This is a genomic window from Streptomyces sp. NBC_00442, from assembly GCF_036014195.1.
Taxonomy (GTDB): domain Bacteria; phylum Actinomycetota; class Actinomycetes; order Streptomycetales; family Streptomycetaceae; genus Streptomyces.
In genome coordinates this window covers 3810300-3832837 of the sequence record NZ_CP107918.1, presented here as the reverse complement: position 1 = coordinate 3832837, position 22538 = coordinate 3810300, and the positions used below count along the sequence as shown (strand labels likewise).

Here is a 22538-nt window from a genome sequence, read left to right as displayed (position 1 = left end):
CCGTCTGTCCGGCTCCCGGGTTCGCCGGTGAGCCTGGGGGTCCCCCCGGCTCGTCCGGAGCTTGGGGGAGGCTCGCCTGTCCGTCTCAAGTGCACGGGGTGTGTGCGCTCGGCCGGGGATCAGGCGTGACAGGTGCCCCGGCGAGCGCCCTGCCAAAGGCACGTTACCCAGTGCTGCGCATTACTGCGAAACCCCGCTTGACCTGCGATTTTGCTTGGATTTCCAAGTAAATCGAGAAAGTGGGGAACAGCTGCTGGTCACAGCCTTGCAGGCCGCCGGAACAACGGCACGTTATCCCGGCCACGCAGGTTCGGGAAGGGGTCACTTATGGCACTCTTCGGCGTGCTTCGGATGAATGTGTGAGACTGATTCCGTGCGCGAAACAGGCAAAATCACCGTATTCCTGCTCGACGACCACGAGGTGGTTCGTCGCGGCGTCCACGAAATGCTCTCCGTCGAGGACGACATCGAGGTGGTCGGCGAAGCCGGCACGGCGGCGGACGCCCTGGTCCGGATCCCGGCCACCCGCCCCGACGTCGCTGTCCTGGACGTCCGCCTTCCCGACGGCAGCGGAGTCGAGGTCTGCCGTGAGATCCGTTCGCGGAACGAGGACATCAAATGCCTGATGCTCACCTCGTTCGCGGACGACGAGGCCCTCTTCGACGCGATCATGGCCGGTGCCTCCGGATACGTCCTCAAGGCGATCCGCGGAAGCGAGCTGCTGACCGCCGTGCGCGATGTCGCGGCCGGCAAGTCGCTGCTCGACCCGGTGGCCACCGCCCGCGTCCTGGAAAGGCTGCGCGACGGGGGCAAGAGCAAGGGCGACGACCGCCTGGCCAACCTCACCGACCAGGAGCGCAAGATCCTCGACCTGATCGGCGAGGGCCTCACCAACCGCGTGATCGGCGAGCGCCTCCACCTCGCCGAAAAGACGATCAAGAATTACGTCTCCTCGCTCCTTTCCAAACTGGGTATGGAGCGCCGCTCCCAGGCCGCCGCGTACGTGGCCCGGATCCAGGCGGAGAAGCAGCACTGACGCAGCGCTGACGCAGCACCGACGAGCCGGGCCCGGGAGCGGGCCCGGACACCGGCCCCGCGGCCAGGTAAGGACCTACGGCCCGGCCGCACGGGGCCCCCAGCTCTTTCACCGGCTCCCGCGGAACGCAAAAGTAGGGGGCATGTCCTTCGACGAGGAAGCCCACGCCATTGAGCTGCTCGGCCGTGTTCCGTACGGCCGCGTGGCTACCAGCATGCGTGCCCTGCCGTTCGTCGCGCCGGCCCGCCACGTCGTCGTCGACGGCCGCGTGCTGCTCCGCCTGCACGCGGGCCTCGGCTACCACCACGCGTGCCTGGGCAGCGTGGTCGCCTACGGCGCGGACAACTGCGGCTCGGGCGCGGACCACGTGTGGTCGGTGCAGTTCACCGGGACCGCGGAGCCCTTCGAGCCGACCGCCGATGAACTGAGGCTCTTCGGCTCCGCGCCCCGCGAGGTGGACGGCGAGCCCTTCGACCCGGTCTACATGCGCATCGAACCCCAGTTCGTAACGGTCCATTCGCTGGACTACTCCACAGAGCGCCGACTCAAGCACGTTGCGTGATCTAACATCTGACGAGTGCCGCGCTCATCTGCAACTCCACCCGTGGGCGATCTGCTGCGCCGCTACGACTCCCCCGGCGAGCCGCTCTCCTGCGAACGGGTCGCCCAGGGCCTGCTGAACCGCGGCTACCGCCTCGCCACCACCCGCGGCGACTACTTCCTCAAGCACCACCTCGACGGCGACCACGAGGCCATCGCGCGCCAGCACCGCGCGACCGAACGCCTCCAGGCTCTCGGCGTCCCCGTCGCCCCGCCCGTGCCGGACACCCACGGCGACACCGTCGCGGTCATCGGCGGACACTGCTACGCCCTGCACCCGTGGGTGCATGGCCGCCATCGCGACGGCGCCCAGCTCTGCACCGTGGAATCCCGCCGCCTCGGCGCGCTCCTCGGGCTCGTGCACACCTGCCTGGCCCAGGTCATGGAGCCCGACGTACCGCAGGGCGAGCACCTCAGCGCCGACCCCGCGGACAGCCTCGCGCTCATCGACGACCTGGTGGCGCGGGCCCGCCGGCACCGGCCCCGCGACAGCTTCGACGAACTGGCCGAGCACCGCCTGCTGGAGCGGCGGGTGCTGCTCGGCGAGCACGCCCACCGCCGCCCGGCGGCCCCCGCGACCGGCGCCTGGGTGCACGGCGACTTCCATCCGCTGAACCTGCTGTACCGCGGCGAGGGCCGCACGTCCGAGCCCGCGGCGATCGTCGACTGGGACCGGCTCGGCGTCCAGCCGCGCGCCGAGGAGGCGGTGCGAGCCGCCGTGATCTTCTTCGTCCGCCCCTCGGGCCAACTGGAGCTGGCCAAGGTACGGGCCTACGCGCGCGCCTACCGGCGGGCCGCCGGAGCCGACGCGCAGGAGCTGGCGGCCGCGGTGCACCGGGTGTGGTGGGAGCGGCTCAACGACTTCTGGATCCTGCGCTGGCGCTACCAGCTGCACGACAGCAGGGCCGACCCGCAGTTTCCTGCGGCGTCGGCCCTGGCGGTCTGGTGGACCCGCGAGTACGAGGCGGTGTGCGAGGCCTTCGCGGGGTGAGGGTCAGCCGGGTCAGTTTCCGGATCCGGTGGACGTTCCCTGCGTCGTGCCCTTGGTGGTGGTGCCCTGGTCGGCCCCCGCAGAGCTGCCCTTGGTGGTGGTGCCCTGGTCGGCCCCCGCAGAGCTGCCCTTGGTGGTACTTCCCTGGTCGGCCCCCGCGCTCGTGCCGGACGTCGTGCCCTGGGTCGTGCCGTCGCTCGTGCCAGACGTCGTGCCCTGGGTCGTGCCCTCGCTCGTGCCGGACGTCGTGCCCTGGTCCGTGCCCTCGCTCGTGCCGGACGTCGTGCCCTGGTCCGTACCCGGCGAGTGCGACGGCCGCGACTTGCTGGGGGACGGCGACGCGGAGCGCGAGCGGTGGCGCGAGGGGGACTCGCCGTTGCCGTTGCTGCTGCTGCCGTACGTCTGGCCCTGGCTGGTGCCTGGGGTGTCCGGCGCGGAAGGGCTGTCCGGCGCGGAGACCGACGGCGAGGTCTTCGGCGAGTTCGAGGTCGTGCCCCCGCCGCCGCCCGAGCCGTTGCCCGAACCCTGTGTCGCGTTCAGCGCGAAGGCGACACCCGCGGCGATCGCGACAATGGCGAGCACCACGAACAGCACCATCTTGCCCGAGCCGCCACGCCGCTTCGGGGCGCCGTGACCGTAGCCGTCGTACCCGCCGTCGTCCGGGTTGGACGGCGGCAGGATCGGACCGCCGAACTGCGAGGTGTCCCCGTGCACGGGGTGCCCCATGGCCGCGGTGGCACCGGCGCTGCCCATCGCCGGAGTGCGGGCACTCTCGTGCATCATCTCGACCGGGCCGGTGTTCCAGGTGCCGGTGTGGCCGCCCTGCGCCTGGAGCATCTGCAGCCCGTACTGGACCAGGCCGCGCATCTCCTCGGCGGACTGGAAACGGTCGTCCGGATCCTTGGCGAGAGAACGCATGACGAGGCCGTCGAGTTCCGGCGGCGCCACATGAGCCACGTGCGACGGCGGAATCGGCATGTCCTGGACGTGCTGGTAGACCACCGACAACGGCGTCTCGCCGACGAACGGGGGCCGCTGCGCGAGGAGTTCGTACAGCAGGCAGCCGGTCGCGTACAGGTCGGAGCGGTGGTCGACGGCCTTGCCGAGCGCCTGCTCGGGCGAGAGGTACTGCGGGGTGCCCATGACCATGCCGGTCTGCGTCATCGTCGACTGGGCGCCGTGCAGGGCGCGCGCGATGCCGAAGTCCATCACCTTGACCGCGCCCGTGTCCGTGATGATCACGTTGGCCGGCTTGATGTCACGGTGCACGATGCCGTGCTGGTGCGAGTAGGCGAGCGCTTCGAGCACGCCGGACACGATGATCAGCGCCTGCTCCGGCGGCGGCGCGTCCGCGTCGACCAGCAGGTCGCGGATGGTGCGCCCCTCGACGAGCTCCATCACGATGTACGGGACCGTCTGGCGGCCCACGAAGTCCTCGCCGGAGTCGTACACCGCCACCACCGCGTGGTGGTTGAGTCCGGCCACCGACTGCGCCTCACGGGTGAAGCGCGCCTTGGACACCGGGTCCTCGGCGAGATCGGCACGGAGCAGCTTCACGGCGACGGTGCGGCCCAGGCGCACGTCCTCGGCGGCGAACACCTCCGCCATGCCGCCGCGCCCCAGCCGGTGGGTGAGGCGGTACCGGCCGTCGCCGACGAGAACGCCGACCCACGACTCGTGGTCCTGCCCATCGGCCATCCCGGCGCCGTTTCCGTCGGGTTCGGGTGCCATCAGTCCTCGCCGTCGTATCTGGCCGCGTCCGCGGTCTTCCTTACGGTCTTCTGTCGTGCTCATCCGCTGGTTGTGCAGTAGTGCACGCTACAGCGTTGGCGGGGGCCGCCGGTCCGGGATGGACCGGCCATCCAATCGGTTCCGCGTGTACCCATGCAAATCTCGTACGGTTTCCATGCCATTCCTGTAACGCTTGCGAGTCTCTTCCCGTGCGTAGGGTCACGGAACGGGCACCCGGCTTGACGTGACTCACCCCTCGGGCAGACTTGGCCTGAAAAATCGAGGATCATCACTGGCCACCGCGCCAAGGGGGATGCACAGTCATGAGCCAGGACGGCGCACACGGCCGCTATGCGGGCGGTTCCATCGCGGGCGGGCGCTACCAGCTGCGCGACCTCCTCGGCGAGGGCGGAATGGCGTCGGTGTACCTCGCGTACGACTCCGCCCTCGACCGCCAGGTCGCCATCAAGACCCTGCACACCGAACTGGGCCGGGAGCAGTCGTTCCGCGAGCGGTTCCGCCGCGAGGCGCAGGCCGTCGCCAAGCTGCAGCACACCAACATCGTCTCCGTCTTCGACACCGGCGAGGACACGGTGATGTTCAACGGCTCCGCGGGCGCCGACGGCGTGATGCCGTACATCGTCATGGAGTACGTGGAGGGCGAGCCGCTCGGCTCGACGCTGCAGCGCGACGTCCAGCAGTACGGCGCCATGCCGGCCGACAAGGCCCTCAAGGTGACCGCCGACGTGCTGGCCGCCCTGGAGGTCAGCCACGAGATGGGCCTGGTGCACCGGGACATCAAGCCGGGCAACGTGATGATGACCAAGCGCGGCATCGTCAAGGTGATGGACTTCGGCATCGCCCGCGCCATGCAGTCCGGCGTCACCTCCATGACCCAGACCGGCATGGTGGTCGGCACCCCCCAGTACCTGTCGCCCGAGCAGGCCCTCGGCCGTGGCGTGGACGCCCGCTCCGACCTGTACTCGGTCGGCATCATGCTCTTCCAGCTCCTGACCGGGCGCATCCCCTTCGACGCGGACTCGCCGCTCGCGATCGCGTACGCACACGTCCAGGAGGAGCCGGTCGCCCCGTCCTCCGTCAACCGGTCGATCACCCCGGCCGTGGACGCGCTGGTGGCCCGCGCCCTGAAGAAGAACCCGAACGAACGCTTCCCCAGCGCTCAGGCCATGCACGACGAGATCCACCGGATCGCGTCCGCCGGCCAGATGGGCGCGGCACCGGTCATCACCGGCGGGGCTCCGCCGGTCAGCGGCGCGGGCGTCGGTGCGACGGTCTTCCCGCCGCTCGACTCGCAGGCCGCGCCCGGCTTGCAGGGCAGCGTGCAGACGCCGTACCAGGCGGGTCCCTACGGTCCGCCCACCCCGGCCCCGACGCCGATGGTCCAGCCGTCCTACGGGTACCCGCAGCAGCACGCCCCGATGGGGGCCGCCACCCCGCCGCCGTACACGATGTCCCCGGCCCACACCCCGCCCGCGGCATCCGGCGGCGGCAAGCGGAACACCGGCGTGATCGTGGGCGCCGTGGCCGTGGCGCTCCTCGCGGTCGGCGGTCTGATCACGGCACTGACCCTGAACAACGGCGACTCGAACGCCGATGGCGGCGACGCGAAGGCCAGCACCTCGGCGGCGGCCGGACACAAGGGCCCCGAGCGCGATCGCAAGATGGACGCCGACAAGTGCACCTCGCCGCAGACCTCCACCCTCGACCCGGGCAAGGTCCAGGCGCCCGACTTCTCCTACAAGGACATCCTGTCGGTGAAGTCCTGCATCCAGGCCGCCGGCTGGAAGGTCAACACCGAGACCATCGACAACGGCCAGTGGGGCCAGGACGTGGTGGTCACTCAGTTCCCCGCGGCCGGCGTGGACGTGGACAAGAAGAACGCCCAGTTCACGCTCCAGATCTCGTCGGGCAACCCGCCCGGTCAGTAGTCACACGTCCCGCACGCACACGCGGATACGGACTCGGAACGGGACTCGAACGGGACTCGGAACGGGACTCGGATACGGATACGGATGAAGGCCCGGCGCCCCCTGGTGCCGGGCCTTCGTCGCTGCGGATCACCCGTGCCGGTCTTCCTCGGTCGGATGCCCCGGGCGGCGCCAAGCCCATTCGGCGCATGCCGGGCGGCTCCCGGGATGCCGCGCAACTCGCCGCGTGTGACGCTGATTCGGCCACCTCAGGCGATCCTGCGCATCCGTACGGGAAGGGGCCCCGCCATGGCTCCAGGGGTCCGGTCGCTCGCCGCGGCCGTTTCGCTCACGGGAGCGCTGCTCCTGACGCCCCTGCCCCTCGCGCTCGCCGTCGGCGACCCGACGCCCAGCGTGTCCGTGACCTCGCCCGACACCGCTCGGACCTCGCCCTCGGCCTCCCTCCCGGCCTCGCCGTCGACCGATCCGTCCCCGGGGTCGACGCCCTCCCGCGTGGCCGCCGATGAGCAGCACCTCGCGGGCAGCCGGGCCGGAGTCGGCCGGACGCGGCCGGGCCGGGCCGATGCCCAGTACCCCGTCGTGTCGGACGCCTGGGACGAGGTGGCCCCGGCTCCGCTGGAGACGAACCGGACGGCCCCGCAGGCGCCCGCGCGGATCCCGGCCCCGGAGCCCTCGGCACCGGCGTCGCCCCAGTCGACCCCCGCCCGCACGGCCACGCCGGGGCGGACGCAGCCCCGGCCCCATCAGACGCCCCAGGCCGTCTCCACCTCCAGCTCCAGCGGCTCCGACCTGCGCCTCCACGTCCTCTCCTTGGGAGCGGGCCTGGCCCTGACCGGTCTGGGGCTCGGATTTCTCGCGCTGCGGCTGAGACGGCCCTGACACGGCATCCCGGCGGCCCGGCACGAACGCCGTGGACGGGGCCGTGTTTCACGTGAAACACGGCCTCTTCGGCCGGAATCGGCGCCTCCCTGGCGGTGGATCACCGCTTCCCGGGGGCACAACGGGATGAGAGGCACGTGTGCGAGAGAATGGGCGGCATGGAGATGCCGAGGAACGATAAGTCGCCGGACAGCCCCCACATCCTGGTCGTAGGCCAGGACGGTATGGCCATCGGCGGTGGAGACGACGAGTCCCGCGAGGTCCCGGTGACGGAGATGGTCGAACAGCCCGCGAAGGTCATGCGGATCGGCAGCATGATCAAGCAGCTCCTTGAGGAAGTCCGCGCGGCTCCTCTCGACGAGGCGAGCCGCGTACGCCTGAAGGACATTCACGCCTCGTCCGTGAAGGAACTGGAAGACGGCCTGGCGCCGGAATTGGTCGAGGAACTGGAGCGGCTCTCCCTGCCCTTCACGGAGGAGGCCATCCCCTCCGAGGCCGAACTGCGCATCGCGCAGGCCCAGTTGGTGGGCTGGCTGGAAGGGCTCTTCCACGGCATCCAGACGGCGCTGTTCGCCCAGCAGATGGCGGCTCGCGCCCAGTTGGAGCAGATGCGCCGCGCGCTGCCGCCCGGTGTGTCGCACGACGAGGACGACGAGGGCGGTCCCCACGCGGGCGCCCGCTCGGGCCCGTACCTGTAGCCGTACCTGTAGTCCGTACCTGTAGTCCGTACCGAGCAGGCCCGAGCAGGATCGAGTACGCCCGAGCGGGTCCGAAGGGGGCGCCGGCTTCCGGCGCCCCCTTCGGCACGTCAGGTCAGGCCGTCAGCAGGACCTTGCCGATGTGCTGGGACGATTCGAGCACCCGGTGGCCCTCGGCCGCGTCCGCCAGCGGCACCGTGCGGTCCACCACGGGCCGAACGCCGCCGTCGGCGATGAGCGGCCACACGTGTTCACGCACCGCCGCCACGATCGCCGCCTTCTCCGACGCGGGCCGCCCGCGCAGCGACGTGGCGGTGACCGCGGCCCGCTTGGTGAGCAGCGCGCCCAGGTTCAGCTCGCCCTTGGCGCCGCCCTGGAGCCCGATCACCGCGAGCCGTCCGTTGACGGCGAGCGCCCGCACGTTCCGCTCCAGGTACTTGGCACCCATGATGTCGAGGATGACATCGGCGCCGACGCCGTCGGTGGCCTTCAACACCTCGTCCACGAAGTCCTGTTCGCGGTAGTCGATCAGGATGTCCGCGCCCAGCTCCGCGCAGCGCTCCAGCTTCGTCCGGCCACCCGCCGTGACCGCGACCGTGGCCCCGATCGCCTTGCCGAGCTGGATGGCCATCGTGCCGATCCCGCTCGATCCGCCGTGCACCAGAAGCGTCTCACCGGGCCGCAGGTGGGACACCATGAACACGTTGGACCACACGGTGCAGACGACCTCGGGCAGGGCCGCCGCCTCGGTCAGCCCCACGCCCTCGGGCACGGGCAGCAGCTGCCCCGTCGGCACGGCCACCCGCTGGGCGTAGCCGCCGCCGCTCAGCAGGGCGCACACCTCGTCGCCGACGCTCCACCCGGACACCCCGGACCCCAGCGCCACGATCCGCCCGGAACATTCCAGGCCCGGGTAGGGGGAAGCGCCGGGCGGCGGGTTGTAGAAGCCCTGCCGCTGGAGCACATCGGCACGGTTGACGGCGGCCGCGGCCACCTCGACGAGGACCTCGCCCTCGCCCGGTACGGGATCGGGGACCTCGGCCCAGACCAGTGCCTCGGGACCGCCCGGCTCAGGAATCGTGATCGCATACATGTCTGCGACGCTACTCCGGCCGACCCTCTCCCGGCGCGCCACCGGCTCGTACGATCGTGATGAGCCGGTCCGTCAGCTGGAGCGGGCTCGCCTTGGCGTCGTCGTACGCCAGCAGCCGGTGCCCTCGCACCACGCTCACCACCAGGTCGTGGGTCTCCCGCACGCCGCGTCCGACCTCGCTCTTGCGTACCGGCCGCTCCACCATGTCGAGCCCGCTGCCCTGCTGGATCAGGTCCTCCATCACGGTGCCGGCGCTCGGGCTGAGCACGGACAGGCCGAGGAGGCGGCCGGCCGCGCTGGCGCTGGTGATGACGGCGTCCGCGCCGGACTGACGCAGGAGCGGCGCGTTCTCCTCCTCCCGTACCGCCGCGACGATCTTGGCGCTCCGGTTGAGCTGGCGGGCGGTCAGCGTGACGAGGACCGCGGTGTCGTCGCGCTGGGTGGCGATGACGATCTGGCGTGCCCTCTGCAACTCGGCGCGCAACAGCACGTCGCTGCGTGTGGCGTCGCCGAGGACGCCGGCGAACCCCTCGGCGTTGGCGGCCTCGATCACTTTCGCGCTCGGGTCCACGACGACGACCTGTTCCTTGTTCAGTCCCCTCGCGCACAGGGTCTGGATCGCCGAACGGCCCTTCGTCCCGAAGCCGACGACGACGGTGTGCTCGCGCAATTGGGCCTTCCAGCGGTTGAGCCGCCACTCTTCGCGGGTCCGTTCGGTGAGGACTTCGAGAGTGGTTCCGACGAGGATGATCAGGAACAGCACGCGCAACGGTGTCACCAGCAGGATGTTGGTGAGCCGTGCGCTGTCGCTGTAGGGCACGATGTCGCCGTAACCCGTCGTGGAGAGGGTGACGGTGGCGTAGTAGACGGCGTCGAGGAAGTCGACCTTGCCGTTGGCGTTGTCGTGGTAGCCGCCGCGGTCGATCCAGACGATGAGCGTCGTCAGTGTCAGCACGGCGAGCGCCATGAGGAGCCGCTTCGCGACCTGCCGCAAGGGCCGGTCGACGACACGACGGGGCAGCTGCACCCGCCGGGTGATCAGGTGTTCCCCCGCCTGCCGTGCCATCGCGTCGTGGCCGGGCAGTTTCACGTGAAACACCCGTCGCCCGAGCCGGCGTGTGCCCACGGCAGATCGAGGATCTCGACCTCCTGGTCCTCGCGCGCCCCACCGGGGGGCACCACCGCGAGTCCGTCGGCCGCCGCGACCCCGCGCAGCATGGCCGGGCCGTTGTAGTGCAGGGGCAGGACCCGTTCCGCGCGGTGCACCACGGGGACGAGCCGGGTGTCGTGCGGGTGCCCCTGCACCGCGTTGCGCAGCGGCGCGGTGTACGTCACCGGGCGCGCCCGGTGCGCGAGTTCACGCAGCAGCGGCTCGGCCAGGGTGAGGAGCCCGGAGACCGCGGCCAGCGGATTGCCGGGCAGGCCGACCAGGTGCTTGCCCACTCCGATCTGCGCCAGCAGCATCGGGTGCCCCGGCCGCACGGCGACCCCGTCGACCAGGAGCTCGGCACCGGCCTTGTGCAGCACCGGGTGGACGTGGTCGACGGGCCCCGCCGCGGTCCCGCCCGTCGTGATCACGAGATCGGCCGAGGAGGCGGTGACCGCGGCGAGCAGCGAGCCCGCGTCGTCCTTCAGCCGTCGGGTCGCGATGACGTCCGCGCCGAGCGCCCTGAGCCAGACCCCGAGCATGGGGCCGAGCGCGTCCCGGATCAGACCGTCATGGGGGAGGCCCTGGGTGAGCAGCTCGTCGCCCAGGACGAGAACCTCGACGCGTGGTCTCGGCACCGTGGCCAGCTCGTCGTATCCGGCTGCCGCGGCCAGGCCGAGCACGGCCGGGGTGACCAGGGCGGTGGCGGGCAGCAGGGCGTCTCCCGAGCGGCACTCCTGGCCGCGCGGGCGGATGTCCTGGCCGTGCAGCACCACGCGGTCGGCCTGGAGCAGGGTGCGCGCCTCGTCGAAGCGGGCGTGTTCGCTGCGGATCACCGCGGTGGCGCCGCCCGGGATGCGGGCCCCGGTGGCGATGCGTACCGCGTCCCCGTCGCCGAGCGGGCCGGGCACGGCGTGACCGGCGAGGACGCCGCCGTCCTGGACCGTCCAGGGCCCCGGCCCCGCGACCGCCCAGCCGTCCATGGCGGAGGTGTCGAAGGAGGGCAGATCGGTGAGCGCGGTGAGCGGCCCGGTGAGGGTCTCGCCCAGGGCCTGTTCCAGCGGAACCCGATGGGCGCGCGGCGGCGCGGAACGGCCCGCCCGTGCGGCCACGGCCCGTGCGTCGGCCCAGGACGACGCACGCCGGTGGGGCGCGGGGGCGGAACTGCGGTGAGGCTTGGAGGAGGCGCCGGATCCCGGCTTCGCCGACGCGTTCCCGCCGCTGTCGCGGTGCACGGGCTCCGCCCGGTCCTGGCCCGGGGGTCCGGCCTTGCGCCGCGGGACGGCGGGACCGGTGTCGCGCAGCAGGGCGAGGGCCTCGTCGGACCCGTCGTCGGCCGCCGGGGTCCGGGCGGTCATCCGGCGTCGTTCTTCGGGCCGTCGGAGGCCTCGGCCTCGGCCGCCCAGCGGTTGGCGAGCGCGGCCGCCCGGCGTGCCGCGTCCGCCACGTCCTTGCCCTCGCCTCCCGCCTTGGCGGCCGCGTAGCCCACCAGGAAGGTGGTGAGGGGGGCGGCGGGCCGGGCCACGCCGTGGGCGGCGTCCCTGGCCAGGTCGAGCAGGACGCCGGTGTCGACGTCCAGTTCGATGCCGAGCTCGTCCTTGACTGCGGTGATCCATTCGTCCAGCACGCCCCCATGGTCCCTGATCCTGGCGCGCGCGGAGGCGAGGTCCTCCCAGGTGTCGCAGTCGAACGAGGCGAGAGGGTCCCCGGTGACGCGGGTGAGGTCGAGCCGGCGGGTCAGCCGCCGCAGCGGCAGTCCGGCGAGCGAGCCGTGTTCGGCGGCGATCGACGCCAGCTCGCGGCGGAGCGGTCCGGCGCGGTAGACGGCGACCAGCGGCTGGTCACGGCCATCGGCGTCGGTGCACAGCGCGGCGTCGCGGCCCGTGCGGCGGACCTCGGCGAGCAGTGCCTGGACGGTCGGCGCGGCGAGGAACGGCAGATCGGCCGAGAGCACGAGCACGCTCCCCGCCGACGTGTGCCGCACTCCGGCGTCGAGTGCGGCCAGCGGCCCGCCGCCGGCCGGCTCCTCACGCGCCCACGTCACCGGCCTCGCGGTGTCGCGCCTGCCGCCCACCACGACGGTGTTCGTGGCGCCGGCGCAGGCGGTGAGCACCCGGTCGAGCAGGGACCGGCCGCCCACGCTGAGCCCCGGCTTGTCGGCGCCGCCGAGCCGCTTGGCCGCGCCCCCGGCGAGCACCACGGCGTCGTAGTCCGTGTGCGCGGCGTCGAACCCCGGGCCACCGGTGCCGTAGGCCGGGTTCGCGTTTTCCTGCGTGCTGCCGGCGGCGTCCCGCGCGGGTCCTGCGGCGTCATACGCGGTCATCTTCCGAGTATGGGCCGCCGCACGATCACGGCTACCCCCGTGAACGTCCCGAGTCGGCGGGGACGTTCGTCACAAGGTGCGCAGGAGCACCACCGGGTGTTCCACGCAGTCCGCGACGTAGCGCAGGAAGCCGCCCGCCGTGCCGCCGTCGCACACCCGGTGGTCGAAGGTGAGGGAGAGCTGCACGACCTGGCGCACGGCGAGCTCCCCCTCGTGCACCCAGGGCTTGGGGATGATGCGGCCGACGCCCAGCATCGCGGCCTCGGGGTGGTTGATGATCGGCGTGGAGCCGTCGACCCCGAAGACCCCGTAGTTGTTGAGGGTGAAGGTGCCGCCGGTCAGCTCGCCCGGGGTCAGCGTGCCCGTGCGGGACGCCTCGGTGAGCCGGGCCAGTTCGGCGCCGAGCGAGTCGACGTCGCGGGTGTGGGCGTCGCGGACGACCGGCACGACCAGGCCACGCTCGGTCTGGGCGGCGAAGCCCAGGTGCACCTCGGGCAGCCGCACGATCTCGCGGGCCGCGACGTCGACCGTCGAGTTGAGCTCGGGGAATCGGGCGAGGGCCGCCGTGCAGATCCGGGCGAGCAGCGCGAGCACGGACACCTTGGGGCCGCCTGCCGCGTTCATGGCGGCGCGCGCCGCCATCAGCTCGGTCGCGTCGGCGTCCACCCAGCAGGTGGCGTCGGGGATTTCGGTCCTGCTGCGGCTGAGCTTGTCGGCGACGGCTCCCCTGATGCCGCGCAGCGCGATCCGCTCGGCGCCGCCCGTGGACGTACCGCGCCCGGATGCGACGGCCGCGGACGTGCCCGGCGCGGGCGTGCCGCCCGTGGGGACGGCTGCCCGAGAGGCCTCGGGCGCGGAGGCCACCGGTGCCTTCATCGCCGACTCCACGTCGGCCCGCAGGATCAGCCCGTCGCGACCGGTACCCCGCAACGCCCGCAGATCGAGGCCGTGTTCGCGGGCCAGCCTGCGTACCAGGGGCGAGATGACCGGCACCGGCCCCGACGCCTTCGCGGGCGCCACGGCGGGGACCTGGGTCTCGACCGGCGCCTGCGGGGCGACGGGGGCGGCCGCCGGCGCGGGGGCGGCGAACGGCGTGGCGGGCCTGATCCTGCCGCGGCGGCGGGCGGTGGCCGCCCCCGTCCCGTAGCCGACCAGCACATTGCCCGAGTACTCGGAGGACTCGGCGTCCGCGGCGGCCTCCTGTACGCGGCCCTCCCGTACGTCGGCCTCCCGTGCCTGGTGGTCCTGCCGTGCCTGGTCCTCCCGTGCCTGGTCCTCGACGGCGTCCCCTGCCGGCGAGGGCCCGACCGCCACGGTCAACAGGGGCGAGCCGACCGGCAGTTCGGTGCCCTCCTCGCCGAAGCGCGCGGTGACCACTCCCCCGTAGGGGCAGGGCACCTCGACCATCGCCTTGGCCGTCTCCACCTCGACCACCGGCTGGTCCACCGCCACCACGTCGCCGACCGCGACGAGCCAGCGCACGATCTCCGCCTCGGTGAGCCCCTCCCCGAGGTCGGGCAGCTTGAACTCCAGGACCTTCGGCATCAGTGCCCCGCCTCCCACTGCAGCCGTGCCACCGCGTCGAGCACCCGGTCGACCCCGGGCAGATGGTGCTTCTCCAGCATCGGCGGCGGATAGGGAATGTCGAAGCCGGCGACCCGCAGCACGGGAGCCTCCAGGTGGTGGAAGCAGCGCTCGGTGATCCGGGCCGCTATCTCGCCGCCGGGGCCGCCGAAGCCCGCCGACTCGTGGACCACCACGGCGCGCCCGGTGCGGCGCACCGAAGCGCACACCGTCTCGTCGTCGAACGGGACCAGCGAGCGCAGGTCGACGACTTCGAGGTCCCAGCCCTCTTCGCGGGCCGCCTCGGCCGCCTCCAGGCACACGGGCACGGACGGCCCGTACGTGATGAGCGTGGCGCTCGTCCCGGTGCGCCGCACGGCGGCCTTGCCGATGGGCTCCACCGGCGCCGGGTCGTCGGGGGACCAGTCGGACTTCGACCAGTACAGCCGCTTGGGTTCGAGGAAGACGACCGGGTCGTCCGAGGCGATGGCCGCCCTCAGCATCCCGTACGCGTCCTCCACGGTGGAGGGGGTGACGACCTGGAGGCCGGGCGTGGCCATGTAGTAGGCCTCGCTGGAATCGCTGTGGTGCTCCACGCCACCGATGCCGCCGCCGTAGGGCACCCGCACCACCAGCGGCATCGTCATCGCGCCGCGGGTGCGGTTGCGCATCTTCGCGACGTGGCTGATGAGCTGCTCGAAGGCCGGGTAGGCGAAGGCGTCGAACTGCATCTCGACGACCGGCCGCAGCCCGTACATCGCCATGCCGACGGCCGTGCCCAGGATTCCGGCCTCGGCGAGCGGGGTGTCGGTGCAGCGGTCCTCACCGAACTCCTTGGCCAGCCCGTCGGTGACCCGGAAGACCCCGCCCAGGGTGCCGACGTCCTCCCCGAGGACGTGCACGGTGGGGTCCTCGGCCATGGCGTCGCGCATCGCGCGCTGCAGCGCCTGCGCCATGGTGGCGGGTTTCCCGGCGGTCCTCCGGCCGGCCGTGCGGTCGGTGGCGGTGGCCATCAGCGGGCCTCGGCTTCCAGCTCGGCGCGCAACTGGGCGGCCTGCTCGCGCAGTTGGCCGTTCCGCTCGGCGTACACCTCGGTGAAGAGGTCCATGGGGTCGAGGACCGGCTCGGCGTTCATCCGCTCGCGCAGCGCCGCCGCCATGGCCTCGGCGGCCTCGGCCGCGGCACGCACGCCGTCCTCGTCGAGGATGCCGCGGGCCGTCAGCTCGCCCTCCAGGATCCGGATCGGGTCGTGTGCGCGCCAGGCCTCGACCTCGGCGGAGCCGCGGTAGCGCGTCGCGTCGTCGGCGTTGGTGTGCGCCTCCATCCGGTACGTGACCGCCTCGATCAGGGTGGGGCCGCCGCCGCGCCGGGCCCGGCCGATGGCCTCCGAGAGCACCTGGTGCACCGCGGGCGCGTCGTTGCCGTCCACCAGGCGGCCCGGCATTCCGTAACCGACGGCCTTGTGGGCGAGGGAGGGGGCCGCGGTCTGCTTGGCGAGCGGCACGGAGATGGCGAAGCCGTTGTTCTGCACCAGGAAGACCACCGGCGCCTGCCACACGGCCGCGAAGTTCAGCGCTTCGTGGAAGTCGCCCTCGCTGGTTCCGCCGTCGCCCACCAGGGCGAGCGCGACCACGTCGTCGCCCTTGAGGCGGGCCGCGTGGGCGAGGCCCACCGCGTGCGGGAGCTGGGTGGCCAGCGGGGTGCACAGCGGAGCGATGCGGTGCTCGCGCGGGTCGTAGCCGGTGTGCCAGTCGCCGCGCAGCAGCGTCAGGGCCTGCACCGGGTCCAGGCCCCGGGCGACGGCCGCGAGGGTGTCGCGGTAGCTCGGGAACAGCCAGTCACGCTCCTCCAGGGCGAGGGCGGCGGCGACCTCGCAGGCCTCCTGACCGGTCGACGAGGGGTACACGGCGAGACGGCCCTGCTTGGTGAGCGCGGTGGCCTGCGCGTTGTAGCGGCGGCCACGGACCAGCTCCGCGTACAGCTTCAGCATCAGCGCACGGTCGAGCTCGGCGCCCGTGCCCAGGACCCGGAAGGGCTCGGAGTCCGGCAGGAGCGGGGCGGGGTCGGTGCGGTGCCTCCAGGCAGGTGGAGGGGCCGGCCGGTATGCGGCGGCACCGGGGAGCTCTTGGACCGTCATGCCAATGCACCTCCTTGTGCGGAGCGGACATCCAGGAGGGGGCGCGACTGTGACGCCCCTCACCTACCGATTGTTCGGTCGTGGACGCATTTTGGCTACAGGCGCCTTCAGCCTGTGGACAAACGGTTCTCCACAGCCTGAGATGGGAACAGGTCGTCCACAACAGGAAGGCGGGGGGACATGGCAGCTGAACAAATGGCCACCGGCGACGCACGGCCGGTGCCACCGCGCCCGCTGGACGAGATCGACCACGACATCCTGCGGATCCTTCAGGCGGAGGGCCGGGCCTCGATACGGTCCGTGGCCGAGCGGGTGCACGTCTCGCGCGCCAACGCCTACGCCAGGATCAACCGGCTCGTCGAGGACAGCGTGATCCGCGGCTTCACCGCGCGTGTGGACCACGAGAGGGCGGGCCAGGGCGCCGCCGCGTACATCACGCTCAAAATCGTCCAGAACTCGTGGCGCACCGTCCGCGAGCAACTCCAACAGCTGCCGGGCGCCGCCCACATCGCCCTGGTGAGCGGGGACTTCGACGTGCTGCTCCTGGTGCACACACCCGACAACAGAGCCCTGCGCGAGCTCGTCCTCACCCGGATCCAGTCCATCCCGGAGGTGCTCTCCACGCGGACGCTCCTGGTGTTCGAGGAGACGGACCTGGACCCCGTGTAATCACCTCGTGCGGTGCGGTGCGGTGCGGCCAGGCCCGCTCACCCACTCACCCACTCAGGTGCAGTACTTCTTCAGGAAGGCGAGCACGGTCTCCCAGTCGTCGGGAGCGGCCAGCAGGCCCACGCCTCGCTCGGCCGTTCCCGCGACGGTCACCAGGCGGTTCTCCGGCGCCTTCGTGCTCGCCGCGCTCAGCTCGCGCGCGGCCGTGGTGGACGCGCCGTCCCGGCCGCCCGCCATGTAGAGCATGGGCACGGCGAGCCCCCTGGCAGCGGCCACCGCGTCCGTCGAGCCGTATGCCGCGGGCGCGGACAGCGCGACGAGCGCGTCCGGCTTCAGCAGCATGTCGTCGGCCGCCCGGAGGCCGGCGGCGCCGCCCTCGGAAGCACCCATGAGGAGCAGCATCCAGGCGCCCTCGTGGCGCAGCGTGGCGGCCGCGCCCTCGATCTCGGCGGCCTCGTCACCGGTCGTGCTGTTGACGGCGAGCACCCGGAAGCCGGCCTTGCCGAGTTCGACGGCCTTGTCCTTCCACTGGCAGACGTTCCCGCCCGACTGATGGGCGAGAACGATCCCGGTGTTGCCATTTCCGGTCAGAAAGCCGCCAGTGAGCGATCCCGTCGTGGACGGGAAGACGACAGAGTCAGTCTTGGCCTGCTCGGGCGTCAGACAGCCGAACGTGTCGCCCTTGACGGGTTCCGTCCGCCCACCGGGCGGGACGGCGGCCTTCTCGACGGCTGCTGTCGCGTTCGGCTTCCTGCCCGCCGCGTCGTCCGTGCCGCCTGTGCCGCTGCATCCGGTCAGCGTCAGCCCCGCGAGCAGCACCACGGCGCAGAGGGACACAACGGGCGCAGGAGTTCGCGAGGCAGCCATGTCCGTGGATGGTGATCCGCTTCGGTGGCTCCGTCAACGGCCCCGGTCCTCAATGGCCGGTCCGCAACCCCTCGAACGCCATCCTGACCACCGTGTCGGCCACCTGGTCCCCGTCCGCCTCGCCCTCGCGCTGCGGCCGGTACCACTCCACCAGGGAGTTGACCATGCCGAAGAGCAGCCGGGTCGCCAGCCGAATGTCCAGGTCGTCGCGGAGGTCACCGTCGGCGACGGCCGCCTTGAGCAGGTCGGCGACGCGCTGGTCGAACTCCCGGCGGCGCTCCATGGCCCAGCGCTCCGTCTTGGTGTTGCCGCGGACGCGCAACAGCAGCGTGACGTAGGGGAGTTCGGCCGTGAGGACTTCGACGGTACGTCGGGTGACGTACTCGACCCGCTCGATGGAGCGGCCGCGCTGGGCACCGGGTTCGTCCAGGACGCCGAAGAGACCGTCGATGGCGCGGCTCACGGCCCGGCGCAGGAGTTCCTCCTTGCCGGAGACATGGTGGTAGATCGACGACTTGGAGATCCCGGCCGCCTTGGACAGGTGCTCCATCGACGTGCCGTCGTAGCCACGCTCGTTGAAGATCCGCACCGCCACCGTCAGGAGGGTCTCGGGCGTGTAGGTGTCGCGCTTGGCCGTGGTCATGAGCCCGTCTCCTCGTCGCCGGCGTACGCCTGTCGGTAGAGCGCGAGCGAGGGCGCGTAGCGGCCGGTGGGGCAGCGCTCGTGGAGCGCCGAGAGCACGTCGTACGCCCAGTCCCGGCCCAGGCGCCGGTTCCATTCGACCGGCCCCAGCGGGTAGTTGACGCCGAGGCGCATCGCGGTGTCGATGTCCTCGGGTGTGGCGACACCCTTGGCGATGGCGTCGGCGGCGAGATCGACGAGCATCGCGACGGTACGGGCGACGATCATGCCCGGCACGTCACCGATGACGCTGACCTCCTTGCCGAGCTTCTGGAACAGGCCGACGGCTTCGGCCACGGCGCGCTCGGAGGTGTCCTCGCTCGCGGAGAGCGCGATGCGGGTGGCGCCCCGGTAGTCGAGGGCGAGGTCGAAGTACACGACGTCCGCGAACTCGACGGACGTCTTGCCGTCGGCCGGGACGAGCTGTCCATCCCCCGGAAGCTCGATGTAGGGGCCGCCCTCGTTGACGCTCGTCACGTCGATGCCGGCTTCGGTCATCATCGCGACCAGTTCGCGGGCCGGGCCCAGGTCACCGACGACGGTGACGGACGCGGGCGCCTTCGCGGGCGGGGCGGTGTGCGGCTCGGGGCGCCCCGCATTCTGTGAGGGCGCGCCACCGGCGGCACCCGCACCACCGGCACCACCGGCGCTGGACGCGCTGGAGGAGCCCGCCGCGCCGGATACGCCAGGTGCCTCGTACGCGTACCAGCCGCGCCCGCTCTTGCGCCCGTGCAGCCCGGACTCGACCAGGCGGCGCTGGGCGAGGGACGGGGTGAACTTGGGGCTCTGGAAGAAGGACTCCCAGACCGAGCGCGTCACCGCCTCGTTCACGTCCTGCCCGATGAGGTCGGTCAGTTCGAACGGGCCCATCCGGAAACCGCCGCACTCGCGCAGCACCGCGTCGATGGTGGCCGGGTCCGCGCCCCGCTCCTCGTGGACGGCGAAGGCTTCGGCGTAGAAGGGGCGGGCGATGCGGTTGACGATGAAGCCCGGGGTGTCGGTGCAGCGCACCGGCGTCTTGCCCCAGGCTTGCGCCGTCTCGTACGCACGGGTCGCGGCGGCCTCGTCGGTGGCGAAACCGCTGACGACCTCGACCAGCGGGAGCAGCGGCGCAGGGTTGAAGAAGTGCAGGCCGACGAAGCGGCCGGGGTGCGCGAGCGCCCCCGCGATCGCGGTGACCGAGAGCGAGGAGGTGTTGGTGGCGAGCAGGCAGTCCTCGGCCACCACCGCTTCGAGCGCGGTGAACAGCTCCTGCTTGACGGGGAGTTGTTCCAGGACGGCCTCGACGACGAGCGCCGCGTCGGCGAGCTCGGCGAGGGCGTCGGCGGGGTACAGACGGGCCAGCGCGGCGTCGCGTGCGGCGCCGTCCATGCGGCCCTTGTCGACCAGCCGCTCCAGGCGGCCGGCAAGGGCGTCCGCGGCCTCGCGTGCCCGGCCGGGCACGGCGTCGTAGAGCCGTACGGGGTGTCCGGCGACGAGGGCGACCTGGGCGATGCCCTGCCCCATGGTCCCGGTGCCGACGACGGCGACGGTACGGCTCGGCGCGATCGCTGAGGCGCTGGCGGTTTTGGTCATGAACGCGATCCTCCCCTACGGCGTGCCCACGGGCCCGGCGGGCCCCCTCACGGGGCCGCACGACGGGCGCCGCGGCGGGCGTGGCCGGGAGTTGTCCACAGGTTTGCCGTTGTCCACAGGTTTCCCCGGACCCTCTTGTCCCGACCGATCGTTCGGTTACTCTAACGGTGTCCGGCTCTCCCTGCCCAGCTCGAAGACTCGACGAGGAGTTGCTCCATGCAGCTGACCGAGAAGCACAGGCCCACCCTGGACGGGGCCCTGGAGGCGATCCGCACGCGTGCGTACTGGTCGCCGCACCCGGAGCACCCCAAGGCCTACGGGGAGACCGGGGCCGAGGACGGCAAGGCTGCCTTCGACGCGCTCCTGAACCGCCGCTTCGACCTCGACCAGCCGGGCACCGACGACTGGACGGGCGCCGAAGTCTCGCCCTACGGAATCGAGTTGGGCGTCCAGTACCCGCACCCCGACCTCGACGTCCTGCTGCCCGCGATGCGCGCCGGCATGGCCGCCTGGCGGGCCGCCGGGCCCGAGACGCGGGCGCTGGTCTGCGTCGAGATCCTGGCCCGCATCGGAGCGCGCACCCACGAGTTCGCGCACGCGGTCATGCACACCAGCGGCCAGGCCTTCATGATGGCGTTCCAGGCCGGTGGCCCGCACGCCCAGGACCGCGGGCTCGAGGCCGTCGCGTACGCCTACCAGGAGCAGACCCGCACCCCCTCGGGCAGCGCCGCCTGGTCCAAGCCGCAGGGCAAGCGCGACCCTCTGGAGCTCACCAAGACGTTCACGCCGGCCGGGCGCGGCATTGCCCTGCTCATCGGCTGCAACACCTTCCCGACGTGGAACGGCTACCCGGGCCTCTTCGCCTCCCTCGCCACCGGCAACCCGGTCCTGGTCAAGCCGCACCCGCGCGCGGTGCTGCCGCTCGCGATGACGGTGAAGGTGGCGCGCGAGGTGCTGGCCGAGGCGGGCTTCGACCCCAACCTGGTGGCGCTCGCGGCCGAGCGGCCCGGCGAGGGCATCGCCAAGACCCTCGCGGTCCGCCCCGAGATCAAGATCATCGACTACACGGGCTCCTCCGCCTTCGGCGACTGGCTGGAGGCCAACGCCCGCCAGGCGCAGGTCTACACGGAGAAGGCCGGCGTCAACACGGTGGTCATCGACTCCACCGACGACTACAAGGGCATGCTCGCCAACCTGTCCTTCTCGCTGTCCCTCTACAGCGGCCAGATGTGCACCACCCCGCAGAACCTGCTGATCCCCCGCGACGGCATCACCACCGACGCGGGAAGGAAGTCCTACGACGAGGTGGTCACCGACCTCGCGGGCGCGGTCGGTGGCCTCCTCGGCGACGACGGCCGGGCCAACGCGCTGCTCGGCGCCCTCGTCAACCCCGATGTGAAGTCCCGTCTGGAGGCGGCGGCGGGCCTCGGGGAAGTCGCCCTGCCCTCACGGGAGGTGGCCAACCCCGAGTTCCCCGGGGCGGTGGTGCGCACCCCCGTGATCGTCAAGCTGGACGGCGCGAAGCCGGACAGCGAGGCCGCCTACCTGTCGGAGTGTTTCGGCCCGGTCTCCTTCGCCGTCGCCGTCGACTCCACGGCGGACGCGGTCGAGCTGCTGCGCCGCACGGTCCGCGACAAGGGCGCCATGACGGTCGGCGCGTACACCACCTCACCCGAGGTGGAGCGCGCGGTGGAGGATGTCTGCCTGGAGGAGTCGGCCCAGCTGTCGCTGAACCTGACGGGCGGGGTCTACGTCAACCAGACGGCCGCCTTCTCCGACTTCCACGGCTCGGGCGGCAACCCCGCGGCCAACGCGGCCCTGTGCGACGGGGCGTTCGTGGCCAACCGCTTCCGCGTGGTGGAGGTCCGCAGGCAGGCCTGAGCACGGCCCCTCACGGGGCGGGCGGCAGCGGCGCGTCGGTCGGGGACGACGGCGTGCCGCTGCACCCGGGCGGCGCGTCAGCCGGGGACGACGGCGTGCCGCTGCACCCAGGCGTGCATCGCGATGGCCGCGGCGGCGCCCGCGTTGATGGACCGCGTGGAGCCGAACTGGGCGATGGAGCACACCATATGGGCGTGCTCGCGCGCCTCCTCGGTGAGCCCGGGGCCCTCCTGCCCGAAGAGCAGGACACATCGGCGCGGCAGCTCGGTCCGCTCCAGCGGCACCGCGCCCGGCAGATTGTCGATGCCGATGATCGGCACGCCCTCCGCCAGCGCCCATGCGGTCAGCGACTCGGTGTCCGGGTGGTGGCGCACATGCTGGTAGCGGTCGGTGACCATGGCCCCGCGCCGGTTCCAGCGGCGCCGGCCCACGATGTGGATCTCCTTGGCGAGGAACGCGTTGGCGGTGCGCACCACGGATCCGATGTTGAAGTCGTGGCCCCAGTTCTCGACGGCCACGTGGAAGTCGTGCCGCCGGGTGTCGAGGTCCGCGACGATCGCCTCGCGCGTCCAGTAGCGGTAGGCGTCGACGACATTGCGCCGGTCGCCATGGGCGAGCAGCTCCGGGTCGTAGCGCTCGCCCTCGGGCCAGGGCAACGGGTGCGGACCCACCCCGACCTCGGCCGGGCCGAAGCCTTCGTCGTACTGCATGGGGTCGC

General features: G+C 72.2%; 20 protein-coding genes. 8 read left to right on the top strand and 12 right to left on the bottom strand.

The genetic code is table 11. The annotated features are described in order from the left end of the window. Nucleotides 1–373 precede the first annotated feature (373 nt). The 3 genes from OG432_RS17280 (at nucleotide 374) to OG432_RS17270 (ending at nucleotide 2627) form a co-directional block, all read left to right on the top strand. Nucleotides 374–1036: a response regulator transcription factor gene (locus OG432_RS17280; RefSeq protein WP_323177966.1), complete on the top strand. Its 663-nt coding sequence runs from the start codon at nucleotides 374–376 to the stop codon at nucleotides 1034–1036. 142 nt (nucleotides 1037–1178) lie between these two features. Beyond that, on the top strand, nucleotides 1179–1598 hold the full coding sequence (locus OG432_RS17275) for a pyridoxamine 5'-phosphate oxidase family protein (RefSeq protein WP_328311834.1): 420 nt from the start codon (nucleotides 1179–1181) through the stop codon (nucleotides 1596–1598). Nucleotides 1599–1613: 15 nt separating this feature from the next. Beyond that, entirely contained in the window at nucleotides 1614–2627 is a 1014-nt protein-coding gene (locus tag OG432_RS17270; protein WP_328311833.1) for a phosphotransferase, read from the top strand. Nucleotides 2628–2639: 12 nt separating this feature from the next. On the opposite strand, the gene OG432_RS17265 is transcribed toward OG432_RS17270, so the two are convergent. After that, nucleotides 2640–4358 (bottom strand): protein kinase domain-containing protein, encoded by a 1719-nt coding sequence (locus OG432_RS17265; protein WP_328311832.1) that lies wholly within the window; start codon nucleotides 4356–4358, stop codon nucleotides 2640–2642. 323 nt (nucleotides 4359–4681) lie between these two features. Here OG432_RS17265 and OG432_RS17260 point away from each other — a divergent pair, with 323 nt between their 5' ends. The 3 genes from OG432_RS17260 (at nucleotide 4682) to OG432_RS17250 (ending at nucleotide 7884) form a co-directional block, all read left to right on the top strand. Next, complete coding sequence (locus tag OG432_RS17260; RefSeq protein ID WP_328311831.1) at nucleotides 4682–6307, top strand: protein kinase domain-containing protein; 1626 nt, start codon at nucleotides 4682–4684, stop codon at nucleotides 6305–6307. Nucleotides 6308–6595: 288 nt separating this feature from the next. Further along, nucleotides 6596–7186 (top strand): hypothetical protein, encoded by a 591-nt coding sequence (locus OG432_RS17255; protein ID WP_328311830.1) that lies wholly within the window; start codon nucleotides 6596–6598, stop codon nucleotides 7184–7186. 158 nt (nucleotides 7187–7344) lie between these two features. Beyond that, a complete protein-coding gene (locus tag OG432_RS17250) occupies nucleotides 7345–7884 on the top strand; it encodes a bacterial proteasome activator family protein (RefSeq protein ID WP_328311829.1) in 540 nt (179 codons plus the stop codon). A gap of 115 nt (nucleotides 7885–7999) precedes the next feature. On the opposite strand, the gene OG432_RS17245 is transcribed toward OG432_RS17250, so the two are convergent. From OG432_RS17245 to pdhA, 7 genes are all read right to left on the bottom strand, one after another. Further along, nucleotides 8000–8977 carry an NAD(P)H-quinone oxidoreductase gene (locus tag OG432_RS17245; protein ID WP_328311828.1) on the bottom strand — a complete coding sequence of 326 codons (978 nt, stop codon included), beginning with the start codon at nucleotides 8975–8977 and terminating at the stop codon, nucleotides 8000–8002. A gap of 10 nt (nucleotides 8978–8987) precedes the next feature. Beyond that, nucleotides 8988–10067, bottom strand: a complete 1080-nt coding sequence (locus tag OG432_RS17240) for a potassium channel family protein (RefSeq protein WP_328311827.1) — start codon at nucleotides 10065–10067, stop codon at nucleotides 8988–8990. After that, on the bottom strand, nucleotides 10064–11482 hold the full coding sequence (locus OG432_RS17235; RefSeq protein WP_328311826.1) for a molybdopterin molybdotransferase MoeA: 1419 nt from the start codon (nucleotides 11480–11482) through the stop codon (nucleotides 10064–10066). The genes OG432_RS17240 and OG432_RS17235 overlap by 4 nt, the downstream gene beginning before the upstream one ends. Then, nucleotides 11479–12447 (bottom strand): NTP transferase domain-containing protein, encoded by a 969-nt coding sequence (locus tag OG432_RS17230; RefSeq protein ID WP_328311825.1) that lies wholly within the window; start codon nucleotides 12445–12447, stop codon nucleotides 11479–11481. Before OG432_RS17230 ends, OG432_RS17235 begins: the two co-directional genes overlap by 4 nt. 69 nt (nucleotides 12448–12516) lie before the next feature. Then, complete coding sequence (locus tag OG432_RS17225; protein ID WP_328311824.1) at nucleotides 12517–13992, bottom strand: dihydrolipoamide acetyltransferase family protein; 1476 nt, start codon at nucleotides 13990–13992, stop codon at nucleotides 12517–12519. Then, nucleotides 13992–15023 (bottom strand): alpha-ketoacid dehydrogenase subunit beta, encoded by a 1032-nt coding sequence (locus tag OG432_RS17220; RefSeq protein ID WP_328311823.1) that lies wholly within the window; start codon nucleotides 15021–15023, stop codon nucleotides 13992–13994. The genes OG432_RS17225 and OG432_RS17220 overlap by 1 nt, the downstream gene beginning before the upstream one ends. After that, complete coding sequence (gene pdhA / locus OG432_RS17215) at nucleotides 15023–16147, bottom strand: pyruvate dehydrogenase (acetyl-transferring) E1 component subunit alpha (protein ID WP_328311822.1); 1125 nt, start codon at nucleotides 16145–16147, stop codon at nucleotides 15023–15025. Before pdhA ends, OG432_RS17220 begins: the two co-directional genes overlap by 1 nt. Nucleotides 16148–16327: 180 nt before the next feature. On the opposite strand from pdhA, the gene OG432_RS17210 reads away from it, so the two are divergent. After that, complete coding sequence (locus OG432_RS17210; protein ID WP_328311821.1) at nucleotides 16328–16816, top strand: Lrp/AsnC family transcriptional regulator; 489 nt, start codon at nucleotides 16328–16330, stop codon at nucleotides 16814–16816. A 54-nt stretch (nucleotides 16817–16870) separates the two neighbouring features. On the opposite strand, the gene OG432_RS17205 is transcribed toward OG432_RS17210, so the two are convergent. The 3 genes from OG432_RS17205 to OG432_RS17195 are packed head-to-tail and all read right to left on the bottom strand — an operon-like array spanning nucleotide 16871 to nucleotide 19939. Next, entirely contained in the window at nucleotides 16871–17683 is an 813-nt protein-coding gene (locus OG432_RS17205; RefSeq protein WP_328311820.1) for a hypothetical protein, read from the bottom strand. 49 nt (nucleotides 17684–17732) lie between these two features. Further along, nucleotides 17733–18326, bottom strand: coding sequence for a TetR/AcrR family transcriptional regulator (locus OG432_RS17200; protein ID WP_328311819.1), 594 nt, complete (start codon nucleotides 18324–18326; stop codon nucleotides 17733–17735). Continuing rightward, on the bottom strand, nucleotides 18323–19939 hold the full coding sequence (locus OG432_RS17195) for a 3-hydroxyacyl-CoA dehydrogenase (RefSeq protein WP_328311818.1): 1617 nt from the start codon (nucleotides 19937–19939) through the stop codon (nucleotides 18323–18325). The genes OG432_RS17200 and OG432_RS17195 overlap by 4 nt, the downstream gene beginning before the upstream one ends. A gap of 216 nt (nucleotides 19940–20155) precedes the next feature. Here OG432_RS17195 and paaN point away from each other — a divergent pair, with 216 nt between their 5' ends. Continuing rightward, the gene (gene paaN / locus OG432_RS17190; protein ID WP_328311817.1) at nucleotides 20156–21820 is read left to right on the top strand and encodes a phenylacetic acid degradation protein PaaN; all 1665 of its coding nucleotides are present in this window, start codon (nucleotides 20156–20158) and stop codon (nucleotides 21818–21820) included. A 77-nt stretch (nucleotides 21821–21897) separates the two neighbouring features. On the opposite strand, the gene OG432_RS17185 is transcribed toward paaN, so the two are convergent. Continuing rightward, nucleotides 21898–22530, bottom strand: coding sequence for a TrmH family RNA methyltransferase (locus OG432_RS17185; protein WP_328315137.1), 633 nt, complete (start codon nucleotides 22528–22530; stop codon nucleotides 21898–21900). Between the last annotated feature and the right edge of the window lie 8 nt (nucleotides 22531–22538).